Annotated in this window: 19 protein-coding genes; 10 read left to right on the top strand and 9 right to left on the bottom strand. The window is 73.8% G+C overall.

Translation table 11 applies throughout. From position 1 onward, the window contains the following. Positions 1-13 precede the first annotated feature (13 nt). The 3 genes from ACIP5M_RS11055 to ACIP5M_RS11045 form a co-directional block, all read right to left on the bottom strand. Positions 14-871 carry a DMT family transporter gene (locus ACIP5M_RS11055; protein ID WP_401194820.1) on the bottom strand — a complete coding sequence of 286 codons (858 nt, stop codon included), beginning with the start codon at positions 869-871 and terminating at the stop codon, positions 14-16. 75 nt (positions 872-946) lie between these two features. Further along, positions 947-1,789: a RimK family alpha-L-glutamate ligase gene (locus tag ACIP5M_RS11050; RefSeq protein ID WP_401194818.1), complete on the bottom strand. Its 843-nt coding sequence runs from the start codon at positions 1,787-1,789 to the stop codon at positions 947-949. Next, positions 1,786-2,682, bottom strand: a complete 897-nt coding sequence (locus tag ACIP5M_RS11045) for a RimK family alpha-L-glutamate ligase (protein ID WP_401194816.1) — start codon at positions 2,680-2,682, stop codon at positions 1,786-1,788. The genes ACIP5M_RS11050 and ACIP5M_RS11045 overlap by 4 nt, the downstream gene beginning before the upstream one ends. A 183-nt stretch (positions 2,683-2,865) precedes the next feature. Here ACIP5M_RS11045 and ACIP5M_RS11040 point away from each other — a divergent pair, with 183 nt between their 5' ends. After that, positions 2,866-3,597, top strand: coding sequence for a hypothetical protein (locus tag ACIP5M_RS11040; RefSeq protein ID WP_401194813.1), 732 nt, complete (start codon positions 2,866-2,868; stop codon positions 3,595-3,597). A 433-nt stretch (positions 3,598-4,030) separates the two neighbouring features. Here the strand turns inward: ACIP5M_RS11040 and ACIP5M_RS11035 are convergent, their stop codons facing one another. From ACIP5M_RS11035 to ACIP5M_RS11025, 3 genes are all read right to left on the bottom strand, one after another. Then, positions 4,031-4,753, bottom strand: a complete 723-nt coding sequence (locus ACIP5M_RS11035; RefSeq protein ID WP_401194811.1) for an anti-sigma factor family protein — start codon at positions 4,751-4,753, stop codon at positions 4,031-4,033. Then, entirely contained in the window at positions 4,750-5,361 is a 612-nt protein-coding gene (locus ACIP5M_RS11030; RefSeq protein WP_401194808.1) for a sigma-70 family RNA polymerase sigma factor, read from the bottom strand. Before ACIP5M_RS11030 ends, ACIP5M_RS11035 begins: the two co-directional genes overlap by 4 nt. Positions 5,362-5,472: 111 nt before the next feature. Next, a complete protein-coding gene (locus tag ACIP5M_RS11025) occupies positions 5,473-6,456 on the bottom strand; it encodes a DUF1996 domain-containing protein (protein ID WP_401194806.1) in 984 nt (327 codons plus the stop codon). A gap of 166 nt (positions 6,457-6,622) precedes the next feature. Here ACIP5M_RS11025 and ACIP5M_RS11020 point away from each other — a divergent pair, with 166 nt between their 5' ends. From ACIP5M_RS11020 to ACIP5M_RS11010, 3 genes are all read left to right on the top strand, one after another. Further along, positions 6,623-7,375, top strand: coding sequence for a DUF1838 family protein (locus tag ACIP5M_RS11020; RefSeq protein ID WP_401194803.1), 753 nt, complete (start codon positions 6,623-6,625; stop codon positions 7,373-7,375). A gap of 389 nt (positions 7,376-7,764) precedes the next feature. Continuing rightward, complete coding sequence (locus ACIP5M_RS11015; protein WP_401195097.1) at positions 7,765-9,528, top strand: S8 family serine peptidase; 1,764 nt, start codon at positions 7,765-7,767, stop codon at positions 9,526-9,528. Positions 9,529-9,720: 192 nt separating this feature from the next. Further along, positions 9,721-12,510, top strand: a complete 2,790-nt coding sequence (locus ACIP5M_RS11010; RefSeq protein WP_401194801.1) for an AAA family ATPase — start codon at positions 9,721-9,723, stop codon at positions 12,508-12,510. A 37-nt stretch (positions 12,511-12,547) separates the two neighbouring features. Here ACIP5M_RS11010 and ACIP5M_RS11005 read toward each other — a convergent pair whose 3' ends face one another. Beyond that, positions 12,548-12,955 (bottom strand): rodlin, encoded by a 408-nt coding sequence (locus tag ACIP5M_RS11005; protein WP_401194799.1) that lies wholly within the window; start codon positions 12,953-12,955, stop codon positions 12,548-12,550. 169 nt (positions 12,956-13,124) lie between these two features. Beyond that, the gene (locus ACIP5M_RS11000) at positions 13,125-13,316 is read right to left on the bottom strand and encodes a DUF5302 domain-containing protein (RefSeq protein ID WP_401194796.1); all 192 of its coding nucleotides are present in this window, start codon (positions 13,314-13,316) and stop codon (positions 13,125-13,127) included. Between the two features lie 230 nt (positions 13,317-13,546). On the opposite strand from ACIP5M_RS11000, the gene ACIP5M_RS10995 reads away from it, so the two are divergent. From ACIP5M_RS10995 to ACIP5M_RS10970, 6 genes are all read left to right on the top strand, one after another. Further along, complete coding sequence (locus ACIP5M_RS10995) at positions 13,547-14,908, top strand: FAD-dependent oxidoreductase (protein ID WP_401194793.1); 1,362 nt, start codon at positions 13,547-13,549, stop codon at positions 14,906-14,908. 318 nt (positions 14,909-15,226) lie between these two features. Further along, a complete protein-coding gene (locus tag ACIP5M_RS10990; RefSeq protein WP_401194791.1) occupies positions 15,227-15,889 on the top strand; it encodes an NADPH-dependent F420 reductase in 663 nt (220 codons plus the stop codon). 94 nt (positions 15,890-15,983) lie between these two features. Then, positions 15,984-16,457, top strand: a complete 474-nt coding sequence (locus ACIP5M_RS10985; protein WP_401194790.1) for a hypothetical protein — start codon at positions 15,984-15,986, stop codon at positions 16,455-16,457. Between the two features lie 2 nt (positions 16,458-16,459). Beyond that, positions 16,460-20,206 carry a hypothetical protein gene (locus ACIP5M_RS10980; protein ID WP_401194787.1) on the top strand — a complete coding sequence of 1,249 codons (3,747 nt, stop codon included), beginning with the start codon at positions 16,460-16,462 and terminating at the stop codon, positions 20,204-20,206. Then, positions 20,134-20,316, top strand: a complete 183-nt coding sequence (locus ACIP5M_RS10975; RefSeq protein WP_401194785.1) for a hypothetical protein — start codon at positions 20,134-20,136, stop codon at positions 20,314-20,316. The genes ACIP5M_RS10980 and ACIP5M_RS10975 overlap by 73 nt, the downstream gene beginning before the upstream one ends. Before the next feature lie 220 nt (positions 20,317-20,536). Further along, complete coding sequence (locus tag ACIP5M_RS10970; protein WP_401194783.1) at positions 20,537-21,583, top strand: tetratricopeptide repeat protein; 1,047 nt, start codon at positions 20,537-20,539, stop codon at positions 21,581-21,583. 171 nt (positions 21,584-21,754) lie between these two features. Here the strand turns inward: ACIP5M_RS10970 and ACIP5M_RS10965 are convergent, their stop codons facing one another. Continuing rightward, complete coding sequence (locus tag ACIP5M_RS10965) at positions 21,755-22,279, bottom strand: DUF664 domain-containing protein (RefSeq protein ID WP_401194780.1); 525 nt, start codon at positions 22,277-22,279, stop codon at positions 21,755-21,757. Positions 22,280-22,291: the final 12 nt, after the last annotated feature.

Genomic DNA, 22,291 nt, shown 5'->3' with positions numbered 1-22,291 from the left:
GTCCGCGAGGGTCTCAGGGCGCCTCCCCGGCCTCTGCCCGGGCGAGGGCCAGGACGCCGGCGCAGATCAGCGCGATGGCCAGGAACTGGGGGAGCAGCCACCACCCCGTGCGCAGGTGCTCCTCGTACAGGACCACACCGAGCGCGACGCTGACGGTCGCGTCGCCCAGGGTCAGGGCGGGCTGGGAGGCCACCAGCGGCCCGCCCTGCATGGCGTGTTCGAGCAGGAGCAGGGCGCAGATCCCGGACACGGCGAAGGCGTACGTCTGCCAGGCGCTCAGGAACGGGACGAGACCCCCCTCGTCGAGCAGCTTGACCGAGTCCTTCATCAGGGCGGCGGTGAGCGCGTAGCAGACGGCGGTGGCGGCGCCCAGGCAGCCGGCTCGGGCCCGGCCCGGCGGGCGGCGCAGGCCGGCCGCCGCGAGTGCCAGGGCGACGACGGCGCACGAGGCGAGGGCCGGTGCCCACCGGTCGGGCGGTACGTGCGTCCGGTTCCCGGTGGGGGCGGCCGCGGCCAGCGCGAGGCCCAGCCCGGCGACCACTCCCGCCACGGCCGCCCACAGCGAGACGGGCAGCCGCCGCCTCGCCACGGCCGAGGCGATCAGCAGCGCGAGCGGCAGCTCCAGGACGAACAGCGGCTGTACGAGGACCAGCGGGCCGGTGGCGAGGGCGACGGCCTGCCCCACCCCGGCCGCGATCACGGCCAGGATCCCCGCGATCCACACGGGCCGCCGCAGCAGGTCCAGGATCAGCCCGGGGCGGAAGCCGGAGCTCTGCGGCACGGTGAGCGCGGCGCGCCGCTGGAGCACGGTGGCGAGCGCGTTGCTGAACGCCGCGAACAGCGCGCAGAAGACCGGCAGGACGAGGCCCATCCGCCGATCGTCACCGGCGGGCCGCCCGGCCGCCGGGCCGACACGCCCCCGGAGGCGGAATCCCCCTGTCCGGCGTCAGCCGCAGCCGCCGGCCTCCCCCTCGGCCGCGGCCGCCGGCACGGCGCGGCGGCCGGCCCGGCTCAGGGTCAGGGCCGCCAGGGCCTGCGGTGCGCCGGCCTGGCCCCGGATACCGGGGAAGGCGTTGATGTCGACGATGAGGGGGGTGCCACCGCCGGTGTCGATGACGTCCACGCCGTAGACGTCGAGCGAGAAGACCGCGCCGGCCCGCAGCACCAGATCGGCCCAGCCGTCGGGCAGTTCGTCCACGGCGAGCGGCCGGGCGGGGCCGCGTTCCCCGGGCGAGAGCTCGGAGCGGCGCAGGGCGGCGAAGACCCGGTCCCCGATCGCCCACAGCTTGTGGTCCCAGCCGCTGTTGGGGGCGAATTCCTGGACCACGACCGGCTCCTGCGGCCAGGCGGCCGCCAGCTCCCGCAGCCCGGCCGGGTCGTCGACGCGGGCGACCAGGTCCCGGCGGCGGCTGTGGCGGCTCTTGACGACGACGGGGGTGCGCAGCGGGGCGCCCGACGCCCACGCCGCGAGGGAGCCGTACGTACGGGTGTCCGCGAACGGCAGGCCGGCCCGGGTCGCCAGCTCCGCCATGGCCGTGCGGTCCTGGCAGAGCGCGGTGGCGTCGGCCGAGTTGACGACGGGAGCCCCGCGCCGCTCCAGCTCCCGGGCGAGGGCCAGCGCCCGCGGAGTGCGCGACTTCAGCAGGTACACGTCGGCCGGGTCATCGGGCACGGTGGCAGCGGCCGCGTTCGGATCGAGCGGCTCCACCTCGTGTTCGGCGCAGAGCAGCGCGGTCGTGGCGGCCAGCAGCGGATGGCCGGGCTCGGGGGTGATCAGGCCGATCCTCACGCGCCGTCACCCGCCCGCGCCGAGGCCTGCGCCGGAATGGAGACGGGCGGCGCGTACGGCCCCGCAGAGGGGGGCTGCGCACCGCCCGTGCGCGCCAGTGCGAGCACCGCCCGGGCCACCCGCGCCGCCGCGTCCGGCACCTGACGGAAGCTCGGGAAGTCGTTCACGTCGACGACGACGGGCCCGTCCGGCCCCAGCAGCACGTCCACCCCGTACAGGTCGAGCCCGTACACCGCCCCCACCTGCGCGGCGATCGCCGCGACTTCGGCCGTCAGCGGCACGCGCCGCTCCCGCACCGAGGGATCCGGGTGCAGCGGGGAGCAGCGTTCGGTCGCGAACAGCTCCCCGCCGACCGCGTACACCTTGATGTCGGTGCCCGAGTTGGGCACGTACGGCTGGGCGATGAGCATGCCCTCGCCCGCGAGCGCCGGGAGCATCGCCGCCAGCCGCTCCGGCGAGGACACCAGGTGCACGCCGCGCCCGGAGCTGCCGTCGGCCGGCTTCACCACGAGCGGGTACTCCGCCGCCGGTACCTCCCCGAGCAGCTCGGGGCGGGCAGCCGCGTAGGTCGGGGGCAGCGGAAGCCCCCGGGCACGGCCGATGGCGGCGGCCAGCGCCTTGTCCCGTACGCCCCGGATCGAGCGGGCGTCGTTGACCGTGGTCAGTCCGGTGGCGGCCGCGGCCTCCAGGAGGGTCAGCCCCGGGCCGCCCGAGACCGTCTTGAGCACCCACGCGTCGTGCGTGCCGGTGTGCAGCGCCTCCGTCATGCACAGCAGCGAGCCGCCCGGCCGCACCACGTCGACCTGGTGGCCCCAGGCGGTCAGTTGCCGGATCACCTCGTTCGGCATGCCGTCGTGGCGGTAGTGCTCCTCCACCAGGAAGCAGAGCCTCATGGACCTTCCCCATATTTCCCGGACGTCCGCCGATTCCGTCCGGCGAGTTGTGACGTCACAGGATGGCATGGACCGCAATGTGATGATCGTCCCGCCTCGGCGGATCCCGGACGGTCCGCCGATACCGGACGGTCCGCCGATATTCGAATGTGCGGGCGGCCGGGCTGCTGTTAGGTTCCTCCCGTGCCGAAGCTGAATCAGATCATCGCAGTGGAAAAGGGCGTCAAGTCCAAGTCCCTCCAGGAGCTCACCCAGGCTCACCACGACGTCCAGAAGCCCGCCCTGCTGGCCGGCATCTCGCGGACCTACCAGCCCAAGGACGAGGAGGGCGAGCAGCTGCCGCCCGAGTCCACGCGGGTGCAGGTCAAGGCGGAGGACGTGCTGCGGGCGACGGCCGGCACGCTGACGCGGCTGTTCGACGTGACGGCGACCAAGGACTGGGCGAACCGTTCGGCGGCCGCCGACGTCGTCGTGGACGGCAGGGTCCTGCTGGAGCAGGTTCCCGTGCCCTATCTGCTCTTCCTGGAGAAGCAGCTGACGGACATGCACACCTTCGTGCGGAAGCTGCCGGTCCTGGACGCTTCCGAGTCCTGGACCCTGGACCCCTCCACGGACTCGTGGCGGACGGACCCGGTCCGCACCATCCGCACCAAGAAGGTGCCGCGCAACCACGTCAAGGCCGAGGCCACCGAGAAGCACCCGGCGCAGGTCGAGGTCTACTACGAGGACGTCGCGGTCGGCTACTGGACGACCGTGAAGTTCTCCGGCGCCCTTCCGGCCCGTCGCGTGAACGAGCTGCTGGACCGCGTGGAGAAGCTCCAGCAGGCGGTCAAGTTCGCCCGCGAGGAGGCCAACGGCACCGAGGTCACCGACCAGCGGGTCGGGGACGCGGTGTTCGGCTACCTCTTCGGGTAGCCCCATGATCGCCCCCTGTTTGAGCGCAGGGGGTGCGCGGAAGCGCAAGCTGAAACTGATGTCGAAGCTGAACAGGGTGTCAGTTGGGGGTTCGAATCCCTCCCCCGGCACGACGAGCCGGGGTGGCCCAAGCCTGGCAGAGGCGGCCCTTCAATCTCAGATTCTCGCTCCAGTCTCAGTATTCGCCGCCGAACACCGGATCGACCGAGCGCGGACGATCATCGACGGATGGGGGTTCAAGTCCCTCCTGCGCCTCTCCTCGTGGCGCGGTAGTTCAAAGGCAGAACACGGCGATCTAAGAATGATCCGCGGCTCTTAAACGCCGCCGGTGTGCGCAATTGGGTGGCAAACAGGAGCCCGGGAGCTGGACATGCTCCCGGGCTCCGTCACGTCCCCGCGCCGGCCGCCGGACAGGCTCCCGACGCACCGCCGGCTACACCGGTACGGACACGAACGCCTTGCCGGCCTCGTTCTCGACCAGGACCGCCTTGACGTCGGCCGGGTCCACGGCCGCCGAGCCGTCGAGTGCCGCGCCCTTGCCCTCGCCGTTCTCCCGGCTGCCCACGACCCAGCTGCCGGCGGTGGTGCGCGTACCGTCCCTGGCGACCACGACCAGCCGGCACCGCTCGCCCGGCGGCACCCCGGTCACGGCCGCGTGCACCCGCACCCACTTGGCGGCCGGAGTCACCTGTACGGTCAGCCGCGCGCCGGTCGCCGGATCGGTCGCCGAGCCCACCTTGGTCCCGGCCGGCGGGGCCGGAGGAGCCGTCGACACCGTCGGGGACGGCGGCGGCAGCGCGACCGGTCCCGCGTCACCGGTGCCCAGCCGCGTGCCCACCCAGAACACGGCGGCCAGGGAGGCCGCCGCGGCCAGCCCGGCCAGCGCCACCCGGCGGCGCCGCGCACCGGCCAGCTCGCCGCGCACCTCCCGCAGGGTGCGCTGGAGCAGCAGGTCACCGCCCTGCGGCGGCCCCTCCAGGAACGCCTCCTCGGGCACCTCGCCCAGTGCCGCCTCCATCTCGCGCAACGCGGCCACCTCCTCCCGGCATTGCACGCACCCGCTCATGTGTTCCTCGACCCGGCGTACTTCCTCCTCGTCCAGGACGCCGAGCACGTACGGGCCGAGCTGTTCCTCCTCGTGCCGCTGCCGGTTCATGCCACCACCTCACGCAGTGCGGCGGGCTGCTGGGGCGGCCTGCCCGATCGATTGCCGTTTCCGGCCGTCCTGTCCCTGGCGCCGTGGTCCCGGAAGACCTCGCGCAGGGCCTTGAGCGCGTAGTGCGCACGCGATTTGACCGTTCCCGCCGGGATGCCGAGGCGGTCGGCGGCCTCGGCGACGCTGAGCTGCCGGTAGTACAACTCCGTCAGCACGTCCCGGTGTTCCGGAGACAGCTGGTCGAGGGCGCCCAGGACCGTCATGGTGTCCACCACGGAATCGGCGTGGTCCGCCTCCACCGGGGGAGCGGCCGAGGCGCCGGAGACCTCGGGCGGACGGGCGGCCCTGGCCCTGTGGCGGTCGGTGATGATGTTGCGGGCCACCGTCAGCAGCCAGCCGCGTACCGAACCCTTTCCGTTGACCAGGACCTCGGAGTGCCGCCACGCCCGGATGAGCGTCTCCTGGACGACGTCCTCGGCGGCCGCCCGGTCCCCGGTCAGTCGGGTGGCGTACGCGAGCAGGGCGTGACCGTGCTCCTCGTACACCGACTTGATCAGTGCCTCATCGGTCGAGCCCCGCCGAGTGCGGGGCCACAGTGGTCCGGCCATCTCACCCTCTCCGTCTTCCTCGCTCGGGTGGTGCGGTCGGAACACGACTCCCGGACCTTCCGGGTTCATGTGGCGTGGGTCACTCGGCTCCGCTCGCGCACATAAGGTCCCTCACAGCCGGCAGTCGCGGCCCTCGTTGAGGCAGGCGACGACCTCCGCCATCTGCCGGTCCGTCATCGCGTTCACGAACATGGCGTGGTCCGTGCGCGGGCTGTGCCGCTGCTCGGGGAAGGAGTCCAGCGCGATGGCCGCGCCCGCGGGGACCTCGTAGGCGAGGGAGACGCGCAATTCGGGCACGGCGAAGGTGCCGGCCGGGCAGACGCCGCCCGCACCGGGGAAGCGCAGGTGCGAGCGGTGGTCCGGAGCGGTGTTGTCCAGGCCGTTCCAGCAGCTGGGGAAGACCAGGGTGCGGGTGACGCGCTCGCCCCGCGGACAGCGCGGATAGCCGGTGGTGGAGCGGTCGGGGTGGCCGGAACAGCCCCAGCGGGCCCGGACGTCGGCGGCGCTGCCCGCCGTGTATGCGACGGCGTCGCCGGTCATCGCGCGCAGGAACCGGGGCATGGGCACCACCTTGCCGGCCGGGCTACCGCGGAACTCCACCAGGACCGAGGCCTCCGGCAGGATCTGGCCCTCGTTGCCGTGGGCCGCCGAGCTCTCGTGCGGGCGGATGCCCGGCCGGTCGGGGCGGCGCAGCACGGGCCAGTAGTACGTGGACCGGTCCCCGCCCGTACAGCTGGTGGCGGCGGCGTCCAGGGAGGCGTCGGTCGACATCGCGTCCGTGGACAGGTTTCCCACGTAGGCGTGCGTGTGGTGGGCGCCGGACCGCAGCCCGGGCGAGACCACCAGGTTGTCCTCGTTGTAGTGGCCCTGCTCGTTGCGCCCGCACGCCACCGCGACCGAGCCGGCGGAGGCGTCGGGGCCGGCGGCCGGGGCCGCGGCCGGCGTGCGCGGCACCGTGCGGATGTCGACCTGATCGGCGGGGGCCGCCCGGGCGTGCGGGCCGGCCGCCCGCGATGCCCCCAGCACGGCGGCGGTCAGCCCGCCGCCCAGGACCAGGCAGATGACGAGAGCGAGCAGTCGGCGTGGGTTCCCCATGGCGGTCACGGTTGCCGGTGGTGAGAGCGCAGTCAACGGGGCATCCGCATGCCGGTCCGCCCGCCGCCCGGACCGGGGTCCCCGGTGGCGCGAACCGGCCCCGTCGGCGGCCGGATTGGCCGTGCGCGCTTGCCCTGCGCGCCCGGGGCCGCGCACAGTACGGCCCATGACGACCGCCATGACGCCCGCCGAGCTCCTGGACGCCCTCGCCCGTACCCGTGCCTCGCTCGACGGCGCCGAGACCGTCTTCTGGTGGACCGGCGACGTCCACTCCTGGGCCCCGGGGGAGCCGTACGAGCGGCTCTTCGGCTTCGAGGGGGTGAACGCCGCCCGGCTGACCGACGACGAGGAGACGGGCGGCTACAAGCTGCTGTCCAGGGAAGCCGCGTTCTACCTCGACCCCCGCACCCGGGAGATCCTGGAGACCTGGCAGGACAAACCGGTCGTTCACGTCTGGAACGACCCGGCGAACCAGAGGCTGCGGCCCTTCCCCGTCCCCGTGACGGAGCTCGGCGACCAGGTCTGCTTCAGCCTGGAGATCCCGCTGGCCTACCCGTCGCCCCTGCCGGTCTCCGACTACCCCGCCCAGTCGGCGGACGACACCTACCGGGCCCTGGAGCTCTTCCAGTTCTTCGCGCCGGCGGCCGCCCTGACCACCGACGCCCCGAGCGTCCCCTCGACGATGTCCTGGACCAGGATGTCCCCGTGGCTGCCCTGGATGGAACAGGGGCAGCGCCCCGGCGGTCTCACCTTCCACTGCCGGGGCCGCAAACTCGGCTCCTACGCCGAGGTCCCGGAGCGCACCCGCGCGTACATCGCGGACCGCCATCCCGAGTTCGCGCACGCCCCGGAGCAGTGGAGCGACCCGAACGAAACCAGCTGGACGTACTACCGTAAACTCCTCCCGCCCCGCCCTTAGCGGCGGTTCGAAGGGCACCAGTGGGCCCCGAGGGGGGAGCGGCAGGGGGCGGACAAGGGTTTTCCCCGTATCCGGTTCATCTCCGCGTTGCCTACTGTCTGCCCACCGGCGATCTTCCCCAGGTCAGCGGCCAACGCGCCAACCCCACATGGCGCGATGCCGCACCGCCCGGGGAATCGCCGGCACCGCCGTTGCCCAGCCCCGCCGTCGCGGCCGGGACAACGTGGCGCGCGGCGGCGCCGGGGAGAGTTCGACCAGCTCGCCCCGGTTCCGCAGCCGCCGGTACACCTCCCACACTGCACAGACCGGCCGGTCCGGCCTGCCCGGAACGGCCCGCGAAAGGGAACAACGTGCACGCATCCAGACGTAGGCTCATATCCGTGGTGGCGATGTCCGTCACCCTGCTCGCGGGCTCCGCCACCGCCTCCGTGGCCCTGGCCGCCGAGATCCCCGGCGCCGCCCCGGCCGCCTCGGTCGCCACCCCCGCCGCCCCGGTCCAGAACCTCATCGTCGGATACAAGGCCTCCGCCACCGAGGCCAGCTCCAACACCGCGGCCGCCGTCGACGCCGCCGCCAAGGGCAAGAAGGCCGGCAAGAAGACGACGTTCGACCGCCGCCTCGGCACCGGTGCCGCCCTCGTCAGCCTGGGCGGTACCACCGCCCCCGCCGAGGCCGCGAACGTCATGGCCCAGTTCAAGGCCGACCCGGACGTCGCCTACGTCGAGCCGGACACCCGCGCCTACGCCATGGCCGTCACCCCGAACGACACCGAGTACGCCAAGCAGTGGGACCTCTTCGAGCCCACCGCCGGCATGAACGTTCCGGCAGCCTGGGACAAGTCCACCGGCTCCGGCGTCACGGTCGCCGTCATCGACACCGGCTACGTGGCCCACTCGGACGTCGCGCCGAACGTCGTCGCCGGCTACGACTTCATCTCCGACTCCACCGCCGCCCGTGACGGCAACGGCCGTGACAGCAACCCGGCCGACCAGGGCGACTGGAGCGCGGCCGGCGAGTGCGGCACCGGCTCCACGGCCAGCAACTCCTCCTGGCACGGCACCCACGTCGCGGGCACCATCGCCGCCGCCACCAACAACGGCAAGGGCGTCGCGGGCATCGCGTACAACGCGAAGATCCAGCCCGTCCGCGTGCTCGGCAAGTGCGGTGGCATGACCTCGGACATCGTCGACGCCATCACCTGGGCGTCCGGCGGCTCCGTCGCGGGCGTCCCCGCCAACGCCACCCCGGCCAAGGTCATCAACATGAGCCTCGGCGGCTCCGGCGCCTGCGGCACCAGCTACCAGAACGCCATCAACGGGGCCGTGGCCCGCGGTACCACCGTCGTCGTGGCCGCCGGCAACAGCAACTCCGACGCGAGCGGCTTCTCCCCCGCCAGCTGCGCCAACGTGGTCAACGTGGCCTCCACCAACCGCACCGGTGACCGCTCCTTCTACTCCAACTACGGCTCGATCATCGACATCGCCGCCCCGGGCGGTGAGACCCGCCGCGCCACCGACACGCCCGGCACCATCACCACCCCCGAGAACGGCATCCTCTCCACGCTGAACTCCGGCACCACCACCCCCGGCGCCGAGATCTACAAGCCCTACCAGGGCACCAGCATGGCCGCTCCGCACGTCGCGGGCCTCGCCGCGCTCCTCTCCGCCGCCAAGCCCACGCTGACCCCGGCGCAGATCGAGTCGGCCATCAAGGCCAACGCCCGCCCGCTCGCCGGTACCTGCACCGGCGGCTGCGGCGCCGGCCTCGCCGACGCGGCCGCCACCGTCACCGCCGTGACCTCGACCCCGACCACCCCGGTCTTCGAGAACACCGCGGACGTGGCCATCGGCGACAACACCACGGTGGAGAGCCCGATCACCGTCAGCGGTGTCACCGGCAACGCCCCGGCCACCCTCAAGGTGGGCGTGAACATCGTGCACACCTACATCGGTGACCTGAAGGTCGACCTGGTCGCCCCCGACGGCTCCGTCTACACCGTGCACAACCGGGCCGGCGGCAGCGCCGACAACATCAACACCACCTACACCGTGAACGCCTCCTCCGAGGTCGCCAACGGCACCTGGAAGCTCCGGGTCAACGACAACGCCGGCGGCGACACCGGCTACATCAACTCCTGGAACCTCACCTTCTGATTCTGACGGCCCGATAGTACGGACCAACAGAGCCCGCGGACCTGCTGATACACCTCGTATCGGCAGGTCCGACGTGTTTTCCCGGCCTCCGGCTGATTTCTGCGTCACAATGCGGGCCCACCCGGCATCCGACCTCGTATTGTCGCGTCTCACAGGAAGGGCACAGGGGGACCGGAAGGCTGGTGGCTGTGCGTGGTGGCGGCGACGGGGCACGCTGACACAAGTGTCGGACACGGCGAACTGATCAGGGCGGTCGAGCGCGCCCTGACCGAGCACGGCCGCGCCCTGCTCACCGGACCCGCCGGAGCGGGCAAGACCGAGGTGGTCCGCGCCGTCGCGGCCGCCGCCGAGTCCCGCCGCGAGACCGTCCTGCGGCTCGCCCCGGAGGCCGCCGACCAATGGATACCCGAGGCCTCCGCCGCCGCCCTGCTGGCCTCGGTGCCGTGCGCGGCGCTGGAACGCCTCTCCGGCCCCCAGCGCACCGCCATCGCACTGCTGCGCCGCGAGACCGACGCCCCCCGCGCCGGCCGTGACCACGTCGCGCTGCGCCTCGCCGTCGTCGAGGTCCTGCGCACGCTCGCCGTCCGCCACCCCGTCCTCCTCGTCCTCGACAACGCCCAGTGGCTCGACGCCGAGAGCACCGACCTGCTCCGCTTCGCCCTGCGGCTCACCCCGCCCCGCGTCCGGGTCCTGGTCGCCGAATGCCTCCAGGGCGGCGCGCCGGTCGGCGAATCCCTCTGCGGCACGGGCACTCCCGCGATACGGGTGCCCCCGCTGGGCGCCGACGAGGTCGCCGAACTCCTCGTCCGCCACGGGCTCCCGGCCCGCCTCGCCGGCCGCATCCACCAGGCCAGCGGCGGCAACCCCCGGCTCGCCCTCGCCCTCGGGCACTCCCTGGCCGAAGCCGCCGGCTCCCGCGACGGAGGCGCCCACCACGCCGACACCCTGCCCGTCTCCGGCCAGGCCCGCGAGGTCGCCCGCCGCCTGCTCGCCGAGGCCCCCGCCCAGGCCCGCCGCACCCTGCTGCTCGCCGCCCTCGCGGCCCGCCCCACCACCGCCCTGCTGCGCCGGGCCGGGCGCCCCGACGCCGAGGCGGAGCTGGCCGAGGCGGAGCGGGCCGCGCTGGTCCGGGTCGGGGAGGACGGCACCGTCGAGTTCACCGCCGGCGCCCTGCCCACCGCCCTCGCCGCCGACGCGGGCTGGCCCGAACGCTCCGCGGGGCACGCCGCGTTGGCCGAGGCGGTCGACGACCCGGTCCAGGCCGTACGCCACCGGGCGCTGGCCGTGGACGCCCCCGACCAGTGGCTCGCCGCCGAGATCACCGAAGCCGCCGCGGTCTGCCGCCGCCGGGGCCAGCGGGCCCTCGCCGCCGAACTCGGCCTGCTCGCCGCCGAACGTACGCCGTGCCACCTGGCCGGTGACCAACTCGCCCGGCTCGTCACCGCCGCCGAGGACGCGGGCTGGGCCGGCCGCGCCGACCTCGCGCGCCTCGCCAGCCGGGCCGTGCTGGCCCGCGACGCCTCTCCCGCCGACCGGGTACGGGCCCGGCTCGCCGTCATCGACGCCGCCGGGCAGGCCCTCGGCGCCCTCGACGAGACCTTCGCGTACGCCATGGACGAGGCCGCCGGGGACCCCAACCTCCAGGCCGCCGTCCAGCTGCGGGTCGCCTGGAAGCACAACCTCAGCGACGGCGACCCCGTCCGCTCCCGCGACGCCGCCGCCCGGGCCGGCGCCCTCGCCGCGCTCGGCGGCGACCGGACCGCCCAGGCCATGGCCCTGACCGTACGGGCCCGCATGGGCCGCATCCTCGGGGACCCGGGGGCGGAGGCCATCCTGGCCGAGGCCCTCGCCCTGCCGGCCCCCGAGGTGCCGCTCGGCATGCGCAACGCGCCCCAGTACCTCGCCGTACGCCACGCCCTCTTCGACGACCGCCTCGACGACGCCCGCAACCAGCTGATGGTGCTGCTGCCCGCCGTCCAGCGCACCGGCTCCGCCGAGGACGTCTTCGAGGTCCTGCGCAGCCTCAGCGAGGTCGAACTGCGCGGCGGCCGCTGCCAGGCCGCCTCCGCCCGCGCCCGCCAGGCCCTGGAACTGACCATCGAGGCGGGCCTCTCACCCGGGCCGGCCTGGTACGTCGCCGCGATGGCCGAGTCCGCCGGCGGCAGCTTCGCGCGCGCCGCCGGATACGCCCGGCGCGGCATACAGGCCTCGCTGGAGGAGCACGACCAGGTCTTCCTCTCCCGCAGCCTGCACGCGCTCGGTCTCGTCGAACTGGCCACCGGGGAGGCGGCGAAGGCGGTCGCCACCCTGCGCCGGGTCGCCGAACTGGAGGCCGCCCAGCAGGTGGTGGACCCCTCGATCCTGCGCTGGCACGGGGAACTCGCGGAGGCCCTGGTCGCCGCCGACGCGCCCGACGAGGCGGCCCGTCTGATCGACTCCGTCCGCACCGTCGCCCGCGGCCTGGGCCGTACCGGGGTCGTCGCCGCCCTCGACCGGGCCCGGGGCCTGTGCCTGTCCGCCCAGGGCGAGGCGGACGAGGCCGTAGGACTCCTGGAGGCCACGGCGCAGCGGTTCGACCTGCTGGGCCTGCCGCTGGAGCGAGGCCGCACCCTTCTGGCGCTCGCGCGGGTGGAACGCCGGCGCCGGCGGCGCGCACCGGCCCGCGCCGCGCTGCTCGCGGCGGCCGGCGTCTTCGAGCGGGCGGGAGCCACCCCGTGGACGGAACTCGCCGGGGAGCCCGCTCCCGGCGAGGCGACCGGCCGCCCGGAGGTGGCGGCCATCGCGGCCCTGACGGAGGCGGAGACCCGCCTGGCCCTGCTCGTCAGCCAGGGGGCCAGCAACCAGGAAGCCGCGGCGAAACTGTTCCTCAGCGTCAAGACGGTGGAGTCCCGCCTGACCCGGATCTACCAGAAGCTCGACGTCCGCTCCCGGGCCCAACTCGCCACGGCCCTGGCGCGGTCACACGGAAACGCGCCGGCGTAGCGGACCACGCCGGCGCGGAACCGGAGGAGCTGGAGGGTCAGCTGTCGTGCGAGAAGTTGCCCGACAGGACCGGGATGTTGTCCACGAGGTGCGAGAGCGGCTCGTCGCCCTTGGCCTGGGTGGAGTTCTCGGCGCACTGCTGGTTCTGCGGGTTGGACAGGATCGGGATGTCCTGGACGCCCACGTTGATCAGCAGGATGGACTGCACGTTGGCCTTGGCCGGCAGGCCGATGCAGAGCTTGTTGAGGGAGCCCTGGACCAGGCTGGCCTGGGGGCTCAGCGGGCCCTCGGTCTCCTGGTTGCCGTAGATCTGCGCTTCGCCGTTGCCGTTGACCGTCTTGACGCCGCCGTCGTTGCCGATCGCCATCGCGGGGGAGGCGGCCGCGGCGCCCGCACCGATCACGGAGGCGGTGACCGCGGCGGTGGCCAGGAACTTCTTGAACATGTGGGGGATCCTTCTGTCTCTGTCGCAGTGATAGCCGCCCTGGGCGGGACGCGCTGATCAACTGCCGACGACACCCGGGGTTATCCCCGCTCACCCGGGTGGCCCAACACACGGGGCGGCCCGGTCCCGCCGCCGTGACGGCGAGACGGAGCACCTCGTGTCCCACGGGTCAGCCGGTCTTGCGGCGGACCTTCTTGTTCTTGCCGCCGGGGCCGCTGCTCGCACCCTGGACCTTGGCGCGGCTCTGGTGCGCCTGCTGGGAATGGGCATTCGCGGCGTTGCGCTCCAGCGCCTCCCGGAACTTGCGCTTGGCCTCCTCGGCCGGTGATTCGTCCTGCGGGGCGTCTGTCTCGTCAGCCATGTGTCCTCCTGGGGTGATCAAGCCGTTTCAGTCTGTCAGCTGGGGTGCGCGCTGACCAGCGGGTTCGAGACGGCCGACGCCTCGGGCAGGAGCAGAGCCCCAAGGATCGCTTTGAAGGGCCATAAGTTCTGCTGATGGGGTCATAAGACGACACCGGGTGCCGGGTTAGGATTGCCTTCGCTTAGGGTTCCCTTGATCGATTGTGCTGTCGCTCGAAGGGAACCATTGCCATGCCTCGCCCTCTGCGAGTAGCAATCGTCGGTGCCGGCCCCGCCGGGATCTACGCCGCCGATGCGCTGCTGAAGTCCGAGGCCGCCACCGAGCCCGGCGTGTCCATCGACCTCTTCGAGAGGATGCCGGCGCCCTTCGGTCTGATCCGTTACGGCGTGGCACCCGACCACCCGCGCATCAAGGGCATCATCACGGCCCTGCACCAGGTGCTCGACAAGCCGCAGGTCCGCCTCTTCGGGAACGTCGACTACCCGAACGACATCAGCCTCGACGAGCTGCACTCCTTCTACGACGCCGTGATCTTCTCCACCGGCGCCACCGCCGACCGCGCGCTGAACATACCGGGCGTCGATCTCGACGGTTCCCACGGCGCCGCCGACTTCGTCTCCTGGTACGACGGCCACCCGGACGTGCCGCGCACCTGGCCGCTGGAGGCGGAGAAGGTCGCCGTGCTCGGCGTCGGCAACGTCGCCCTCGACGTCGCGCGCATCCTGGCCAAGACGGCCGACGAGCTGCTGCCGACCGAGATCCCGCCGAACGTCTACGAGGGCCTCAAGGCCAACAAGGCGCTCGAGGTGCACGTCTTTGGCCGCCGCGGGCCGGCCCAGGCCAAGTTCAGCCCCATGGAGCTGCGGGAGCTGGACCACTCGCCCAACATCGAGGTCATCGTCAACCCCGAGGACATCGACTACGACGAGGGCTCGATCGCGACCCGCCGCGCCAACAAGCAGGCCGACATGGTCGCCAAGACCCTGGAGAACTGGGCGATCCGCGACATCGGCGACCGCCCGCACAAGCTGTTCCTGCACTTCTTCGAGTCGCCCACCGAGGTGCTCGGCGAGGACGGCAAGGTGGTCGGCCTGCGCACCGAGCGCACCGAACTCGACGGCACCGGCAACGTCAAGGGCACCGGCCGGTTCACCGACTGGGACGTCCAGTCCGTGTACCGGGCGGTGGGCTACCTGTCCGACGAGCTGCCCAAGCTCCCCTGGGACGTCGAGTCGGGCACGGTCCCGGACGAGGGCGGCCGCGTGATCGAAGCGGGCGGACACCTCCGGTCCACGTATGTGACGGGGTGGATCCGGCGCGGCCCGATCGGCCTCATCGGCCACACCAAGGGCGACGCGAACGAGACGGTCGCGAACCTGCTGGCCGACCACGCGGAGGGCCGCCTGCACACCCCGGCCGAACCCGCGCCGGAGGCCGTCGAGTCCTTCCTCACCGAGCGCAGCGTCCGCTACACCACCTGGGAGGGCTGGTACCGGCTCGACGCGGCCGAGAAGGCCCTCGGCGAGCCCCAGGGCCGCGAGCGCGTGAAGATCGTCGAGCGCGAGGCGATGCTCGACGCGAGCGGTGCCTAGCCGGAACCGGCTGGAAACGCCAGGAAACGCCTCGAAAAGGCAGCTGAGGGGGCCGGAACCCGGACGGGGTTCCGGCCCTCTCGGCCGTCTCGGCCCTCGACGGACCAACGCAGGGTCCTCGCGGGACGTGCGAAATGGCCGAAAGGCCACACCGAGGGCCGCGGGGCAGGTCGGAGGCGCTCGCCGCGCCGCCCGGGCCCGTCCGCCGGCGCGATCGCGTCGCTCGTCCGGGCGATGTGCGCCGCGCGGGGGAATGCCGCGCCGCCGACGGGAGTTCCCACCGGCGCGACACCCGATTCCGGACGCACTGGAGAGCTCATGAAGATCGGCATCATCGGCGCAGGGAACATCGGTGGCAACCTCACCCGCCGGCTCACGGCCCTCGGGCACGACGTGTCCGTGGCCAACTCGCGCGGTCCCCACACCCTGGCCGCCCTCGCCGAGGAGACCGGGGCCACCCCCGTAACCGTCGCCGAAGCGGCGCGCGGCGCCGAGATCGTCGTGGTCACCGTCCCCTTCAAGAACGTCCCGGACCTGCCCGCCGGCCTCTTCGACGAGGCCGCCGAGGGGTTCAGCGTCATCGACACCAACAACTACTACCCGCAACAGCGCGACGGCCGGATCGCCGCCGTCGAGGACGAGGGCCTCACCGAGAGCCGGTGGACCGAACGGCAGCTCGGGCACCCCGTGATCAAGGCCTTCAACGGCACCTACGCGCAGGACATCCTCGACCGGCACCGCCCGGCCGGAGACCCGGACCGGATCGCGCTGCCCGTCGCGGGCGACGACGAGGCCGCGAAGAAGGCCGTCCGCGCCCTCATCGACGACCTCGGCTTCGATACCGTCGACGCCGGCGGCATCGACGACTCCTGGCGCCAGCAGCCCGACACCCCCGTCTACGGGCTCCGCGGGGGCATCGACGCGGTCACCAGGGCCCTGGCCGAGGCCTCGCCGGAACGCCCGGCGGCCTTCCGCGGCTGAAGACGGGCACTGTCCCACCGGGCTAACCTGGGGCCGGGCAAGGGGAGTTCGCAATGCACGGGGGCTGCCCACGGCACGGGACCGAGGAGGACGGATGCTGGCCGAGTCACTGACGGCGCTCGCCGGCGCGGGTGCCACCGCGCTGATCGGAGCCATGGCCACGGACGTGTGGCAAGGGGCCCGCGGCGGGGTCGTCCGGCTCTTCGGGCGGGGCGGCGAGACCCGGGGGGAGGCCATCGGCGCGCAGCTCGACGAGGACGCCGCCCTCGTCGTCCGGGCCGAACCGGCCGGCGCGGACGAGATCCGGGCGGAGCTGCTGCCCGTATGGCGTCGGCGGCTGCTCCTGCTGCTCGAGGAACACCCCGAATCCGAAAGCGAGTTGCGCGAACTGATCACCCGCGTGCAGAGCGGCCTGCCGGCCGGGCGGCAGGTGTGGACGCAGTCGAACACCGCACGCGACCACGGCACCCTCTTCGCCGTGCAGGGCGGCAACCTCCACTACCACCAGTCGGCCGAGGGGCAGGTGCCACCGCCCGCCGACGAGGACGGCGCGGACGGGACCGGCTGACCGTGGACCTCCCCGACGAGGTCCACCAGGAGGTCCGCGCCGTCGCCGGTTTCGCCTACGGCGCGGTCGGCGCCGACATCCACGTCTTCGGCGACGGCACCCCCGTCTACCTGCTGTACGCCCGCGACACGCACGGCACCTCGGACACCCTGCGGCGGGACTCGGCCTGGCTGCGCGCCCAGCCCAGCCGGATGCTCGACGCCCGCAGCGAGATCGTGGAGTTCACCGGCCGCGAAGCGGAGCTGGACCGGCTGCGGGAATGGCGCGAGCAGCCCGCGCGGTCGGCCGTACGCTGGCTGCACGGACCCGGCGGCGCGGGCAAGTCGCGCCTGGCCGCCCGCTTCGCCGCCGAATGCGCCGGGGCCGGCTGGCTGGTGGTGGACGCCGTCCACGGCACCGACACCTACCCGCCCGCCCGGGGCAGCCAGGACCTGCGCACCGACCACCGCGCCGGGGTGCTGGTGCTCGTCGACTACGCCGACCGCTGGCCGGACGCCCACCTCAGGTGGCTGTTCCACAACGGGCTGCTGCTCGGCGAACTCCCCGCGCGGGTCCTCCTCATCGCCAGGTCGGTGCGGCCCTGGCCCGCCCTGCGCGCGCAGCTGAGCCGTCAACGGCGCGCGACCGACCTGTCCGACCAGCCGCTGGCCCCGCTCTCCGGTCACCAGGGCGAGCGGAGCAGGATGTTCGAGGCCGCCCGCCGCAGCTTCGCGGCCCACTACCCGGACCCCGCCGCCCTCGACGGCCTGCGCCCTTCGCACGAGGACCTCGCCCGGCCCGACTTCGGGCTCACCCTCGCCGTCCACATGGCCGCGCTCACCGCCGTCGACGCCCGGGCCGGCGGCCGGGAACCGCCCTCCGACCTCGCCGGGATGACCGCGTACCTGCTCGACCGCGAGCACGAGAACTGGCGCAGGGCAGGCGAGCACGACACCGGGCACGGCGGTGACAGCGGTGACAGGGGTGACCGGAGCGGCGCGAGCACCGGGGCCGCGGACCGCCGCGCCCTCGACCTCGCGCGCACCGTCTTCACCGCCGTCCTCACCGGCCCGATGCGCCACACCACCGCCCGCCCGCTCCTGGACAGGCTCCTGCTGCGCACCCCGGCGGACCGGCTCCTGGCCGCCCACGCCGCGCACTACCCGCCCACCGACCCGGCGGCCGCCCACGTACTCGAACCGCTGCTCCCCGACCGGCTCGCCGAGGACTACCTGGCCCTCACCCTCCCCGGCAGCCCCGTGACCGGCTACCCGACCGACCTGTGGTCCGTGACCGCGGCCACCCGCATCCTGCAGCGCGACGCCGGGGCCGCGCCCACCTGGACACCCCGGGCCCTGACCTTCCTCATCGCCGCGGCCGAACGCTGGCCGCACATCGGCCCCGCCGTCCTCTTCCCGCTGCTGCGCCGCGACCCCGCCCTCGCCGTTCGCGGCGGCGACGCGGTACTGACCTCCCTCGCCGCCCTCGACTCCGTGGACCACGACGTCCTGGAGGCCGTCGAACCCCTGCTGCCCGCGGGCGACGTACGGGTCGAGGCAGGGGCCGGGGAACTGGCCCTGCGGCTCACCACCCACCGCCTCGAAGGGGCCGTGGACCGCATGGAACGCGCCCGGCTCTCCAAGCAGCTGGCCTCGGCCCACCTCAGGACGGGCCGCCGGAGCGAGGCGCTCGCGCACATGGAGGAGGCCGTACGCCTCAGCCGGGAGGCTGCCGAGCAGGATCCGGCCCACCGGTCCGCCCACGCCGACGACCTGCTCAACCTCGGCGGCCTCTTCCTGGAGGAGATCGCCCCCGAACGCCGGATCGACCTCCTCCGGGAGGCGATCCGGCTGATGCGGGAAGGCACCGAGGCCGCGGTGGACGCCGGCGTCCTCGGTGCCCTGGCCCAGGCCCACACCCGGCTGGCGTTGGCGCTCTGGGAGACCGGCACCGGAAGCGCCCACGCGTCCGTGGCGGAGGCCGAACGGCTCTTCGCGGAGGTGCTGGACCGCGACCCCCTCCGGTGGTGGTCCATGTCCGCGGACGTGAACCGCCTGGAGATGGTGAAGGCCTTCCTGCTGGCGATGTCCGGCCGTCCACTGGAGGCAGCCGAGGGAGCCGGGGCGGTGGTGGCCCACACGCGTCAGATGGCGGACCTCAACCCCGCGCGCTACGGCGATGACCTGGCCGCAGGACTGGACATGCACAGCGCGCACCTGTGGAACGCGGGACGGCATGCCGAATCCGTCGACGCGCTCCTGGAAGCCATCCACCTCTACCGCCAGCTCGCCGAGGTCCGGACCGCCTACGGGGACGTCCTCACCGCCCGGCTCGACGACGCGGCGGCCAAGCTCATCGCGTTGGGCCGGCACGCCGAGGCCGTCGCGATCGTCGAGGAGAGCCTCGCCCGCCACCGGGAACGGCTCGCCCTCGCTCCGGACACCGCCGGCAGCGCCGGACCTGCCGGCACCACCACCGCGACCGCCACGACCGAACGCGCGGCCATCGGCCGGGCACTGCTCTACCTGCGGGAGCGGCGCGGCGCCGACCGCCTGCCCTGGGGCACGGCGGCGGAGATCGACGAGGCGGCCGAGCGGCTCGTGGGGACCGCCGACCCGGCGGGGCTGTGGGACCTCATGCGCCGGGTCCCCGTCACCGACGCGCTGCGGATCGCCCACCGCCACCCGCCCGAGCACTGGGCCCCGTCCGAGGACGATCCCGGCCACCGCCTGGCCGCCCGGCTGACCTCGCGGCGCCACCGGCCACGGGCCGCCGAGCGCGCCGCCCGGGCCGCGGCGGCGCGGGCGGTGTGGCGCCTCCCCGGCCACGACGGCCCTGCCGCCCCGGACCGGGTCTCCTTCGCCCCCGGGGCGCCGGTCATGGCCCGGGAGGCGTCCCGTTCGCGCGGGCCGCGCCCCGACGGCGCGCGAAGCACGCGCATCGACGTGTACGACGTCTCCTCCCGCTCCCGCCTCTGGTCCGCCGACCACCTCGGGGCGGGGGCGGGCGCGGTGAGCTGCCTCGGGCCGGAGGCCGTCCTCGCGCTGCGTACGGGCCCGCACGGGGCGGCCCCCGAACTCGTCCTGTACCGGCCGGGCCGGGCGGAGGTCCTGGCGCGGGGTCCCGGCCTCGCCGAGGCCCGGACCTTCGCCACCGCCCGCGGGTTCGTCGTGCTCCTCGCGCGCGAGCCCGCGGCCCTGGTCGGCGCGCCGGGCCGGCCGCTGGAGCGGATCGACCTGTACGACCTCGGCCTGGAGCGCTGCACCGTCCACGCCGTCGACGCCTCCGGGCACCGGCTGCTGCTGGCCGGTGACCGCCGGGTGGTGCTCACCGACGCGGGGCTGCGGCCGCTGACCGCACGCGGCGGGCGGGCGGTACCCGAGCAGCACGGCACGGTGGAGGGCGCCGCGTTCCTGTCGCCCGACGAGTTCGTGACCGCCGCGTCGACCGGCGGCGTCTACTTCCTCCAGCAGGAGTGCGGCCGGACCATGGTGACCGCCTGGAACGCTTCCGGGCCCCGCCTGGAGCACCTGTTCGCCGTCCCGGGGTGGCGCGTCGTCGGGGGGCGGGTCCGGGGAGGAGGGGCGACGTACTTCCACGACGCGGTGGGACTCTCCCCGGTGCCGGATCCGCGTCCGCTCGGCGGCCCGTCGCGCGGTGCCCCGCACGTCGTCACCGCCCCGCCCGGAGGCCGCGCGTGGTCCACGGCTCGGCCCTGCACGACCTCGACGACCCGCTGTCCTTCGCCGGCCGCCCGCTCGCCTCGCTGACCGCGGCCGACCGGGCGGCCCTGGACGCCTACCTCGACGGGGGGCGGGCACCGTACGCCGCGCTCCGGGAACTGCTGGAGCTCGTACGGGACCTCGGGTCCCTCTCGTGACCGCCGCCGACCGAGGAGAGTGACCGCGATGTTCCGGAGGAAGCGCCCGAAGGACAGCCCCGATAACCGAGAGAACGCAGAAAACGCAGAAAGCGCAGAGAACCCAGAGAACGCAGACAACCCGCCGGACCCGGAGAACTCGCCGCCGGAGCCCGGGGCTCCGGCGGATCCCCTCGACCTGCGGCTGAACGAGCCCGGCGACGCACCGGTCCACCTCGGCATGGACTCCACCCTGCGGATGCGCGACGAACTCGCCGAAGCCGAGCGCCGGCTGGGCCCGGGCCACGAGGACGTGCTGCGGCTGCGCCACAACTACGCCTTCTTCCTGTGCATGTGGTCCGCAGCGGCCCCGCCCGGAGACACGTACATGCAGGACCAGGCGATCCCGCTGCTGCTGGAGAACCTGCGCCACCAGTCGGCGACCCTGGGCCCGCACGCCCGCGACACCCTGATCACCCTGCACGGGATCGGATCCGCCCACCTGTCGGCGGGGCGCCCGGCCGAGGCCATCCCCTATCTCGAACAGGCCGTGGAAGGCAGCGATCGCGGCCCCGGCCGGGACGAGGAGGAGACACTCACCTGGCGCGAGAAGCTGTCCGACGCCTACGCGGCGGCGGGCCGCGCGGACCGGGCGCTCGCCTCGTTGGAGGAGGCCGTGGCCGGCAGCAGGCGCCTCCTGCCACCGGGCGGGGACCGGCTGGAGGCCCGGAAGCAGAAGCTGTTCATGGCCTACCGCGCGGGGGGCCTGCTGACCGAGGCCATCGCACTGTGCCGGGAGATCGTCGCGGACAAGGAGCGGTTCTACGGCCCCGACCACCTCGACACCTACATCTGGCTGGACAACCTGGCACACGTCCACCACGACGCCAGGGACCTCGACGCGGCCGTCGCCTGCTACGAGCGGGTCATCGACGGCTTCGAGCGCATCCACGGGCCCGACAGCGAAGAGATCGCCTACCGCTACCACAACCTCGCGATCGCCCATCTGGAAGCCGGCCGGCCGGAGCGGGCCCTGCCGTACCTGAAGGCGGCCCTCGCCGCGCGCGAGCACAGCCTGGGCCCGGACCACCCGGGGACCCTGGACGCGCTGATCGGCCTCATCTCCGGTTACGACCAGGCCTGGCGGGTCGAGGAGGCGATCGAGGCGACCGAGCGGCTCATCGCGGCCCTGGTGCGCCTCGGCGGTCCCACGCACCCCAAGCTCCCCGAGGTGTACACCTACCTCGACCAGCTGACGCGGGCCCGGTCCCGCGAAGGCCCCTCCTAGGGCCTGTCGTCACACTCCCGTCTGCCCCGCGACGCCTGGCACGTGCTCTCGCCGCACCGGGCGGAATCCCGAGTACGTCCAGTACGAGGTCTTCCACCCGGCACGCCGAGAGCACGCACCAGACGCCGCGTGGCCGCCCTCCGGGCGACGACGGGAGTGTGACGACAGGCCCTAGGCCGTCTCTGAGGCGCCCCGCTCCAGCAGGCCCCGTACGAAGGCGGCCTGGCCGGCGTGCTGGAGATCGTCGGACAGGACGCTGACCAGGCGGACCCCCAGGGTGACGGGCGGGTCCCAGCGCTCGTCGACCACCCGGCCCAGGTCCGCGGCGGCGAGCCCCCGCACGAAGCCCAGGGTCTGCTCGTGGACCGCGTCGTAGTACCCGAGCAGCAGCTCGCCGGAGTCGACCCGGACCGTGCCCACCTGGCGGGCGGTGTGCCCGTACCCGGTCGCCGAGGCCGGGAGCGGAAGGGCGAACCGGTCCGCCCAGCCCTGGGCCTGCCAGACCTGCTCCAGCTCCGCCGCGTCCGCGATGTGGTCGTCCTGGATCCGGGTCAGGTGCCAGACCAGCCAGGTGATCGAGTTCGCCGCCGGGTCGACGCGGGCGTTGAGCGAACGCGCCGGGAGCCCGTCCACGATCTCGTGGACGAGCTCCCGGATGCGTCCGAAGCCGTCGGTGATGACCTCCGTAGCCTTCATGGGTCCACCATG

Origin of the sequence: Streptomyces sp. NPDC088762 (assembly GCF_044750905.1) — a bacterium.
In the GTDB taxonomy this organism is placed as follows: domain Bacteria; phylum Actinomycetota; class Actinomycetes; order Streptomycetales; family Streptomycetaceae; genus Streptomyces.
This window is presented reverse-complemented; position numbering and strand designations above follow the sequence as displayed.

Bases quoted from the DNA above. Each gene is read 5' to 3' on its own strand.
- ACIP5M_RS10965 (WP_401194780.1), bottom strand. From the start codon at position 22,279: ATGAAGGCTACGGAGGTCATCACCGACGGCTTCGGACGCATCCGGGAG.
- ACIP5M_RS10970 (WP_401194783.1), top strand. From the start codon at position 20,537: ATGGACTCCACCCTGCGGATGCGCGACGAACTCGCCGAAGCCGAGCGC.
- ACIP5M_RS10985 (WP_401194790.1), top strand. From the start codon at position 15,984: ATGCTGGCCGAGTCACTGACGGCGCTCGCCGGCGCGGGTGCCACCGCG.
- ACIP5M_RS11035 (WP_401194811.1), bottom strand. From the start codon at position 4,753: ATGAACCGGCAGCGGCACGAGGAGGAACAGCTCGGCCCGTACGTGCTC.
- ACIP5M_RS11025 (WP_401194806.1), bottom strand. From the start codon at position 6,456: ATGGGGAACCCACGCCGACTGCTCGCTCTCGTCATCTGCCTGGTCCTG.
- ACIP5M_RS11020 (WP_401194803.1), top strand. From the start codon at position 6,623: ATGACGACCGCCATGACGCCCGCCGAGCTCCTGGACGCCCTCGCCCGT.
- ACIP5M_RS10990 (WP_401194791.1), top strand. From the start codon at position 15,227: ATGAAGATCGGCATCATCGGCGCAGGGAACATCGGTGGCAACCTCACC.
- ACIP5M_RS11005 (WP_401194799.1), bottom strand. From the start codon at position 12,955: ATGTTCAAGAAGTTCCTGGCCACCGCCGCGGTCACCGCCTCCGTGATC.
- ACIP5M_RS10995 (WP_401194793.1), top strand. From the start codon at position 13,547: ATGCCTCGCCCTCTGCGAGTAGCAATCGTCGGTGCCGGCCCCGCCGGG.
- ACIP5M_RS11000 (WP_401194796.1), bottom strand. From the start codon at position 13,316: ATGGCTGACGAGACAGACGCCCCGCAGGACGAATCACCGGCCGAGGAG.
- ACIP5M_RS11045 (WP_401194816.1), bottom strand. From the start codon at position 2,682: ATGAGGCTCTGCTTCCTGGTGGAGGAGCACTACCGCCACGACGGCATG.
- ACIP5M_RS11055 (WP_401194820.1), bottom strand. From the start codon at position 871: ATGGGCCTCGTCCTGCCGGTCTTCTGCGCGCTGTTCGCGGCGTTCAGC.
- ACIP5M_RS11015 (WP_401195097.1), top strand. From the start codon at position 7,765: ATGTCCGTCACCCTGCTCGCGGGCTCCGCCACCGCCTCCGTGGCCCTG.
- ACIP5M_RS11030 (WP_401194808.1), bottom strand. From the start codon at position 5,361: ATGGCCGGACCACTGTGGCCCCGCACTCGGCGGGGCTCGACCGATGAG.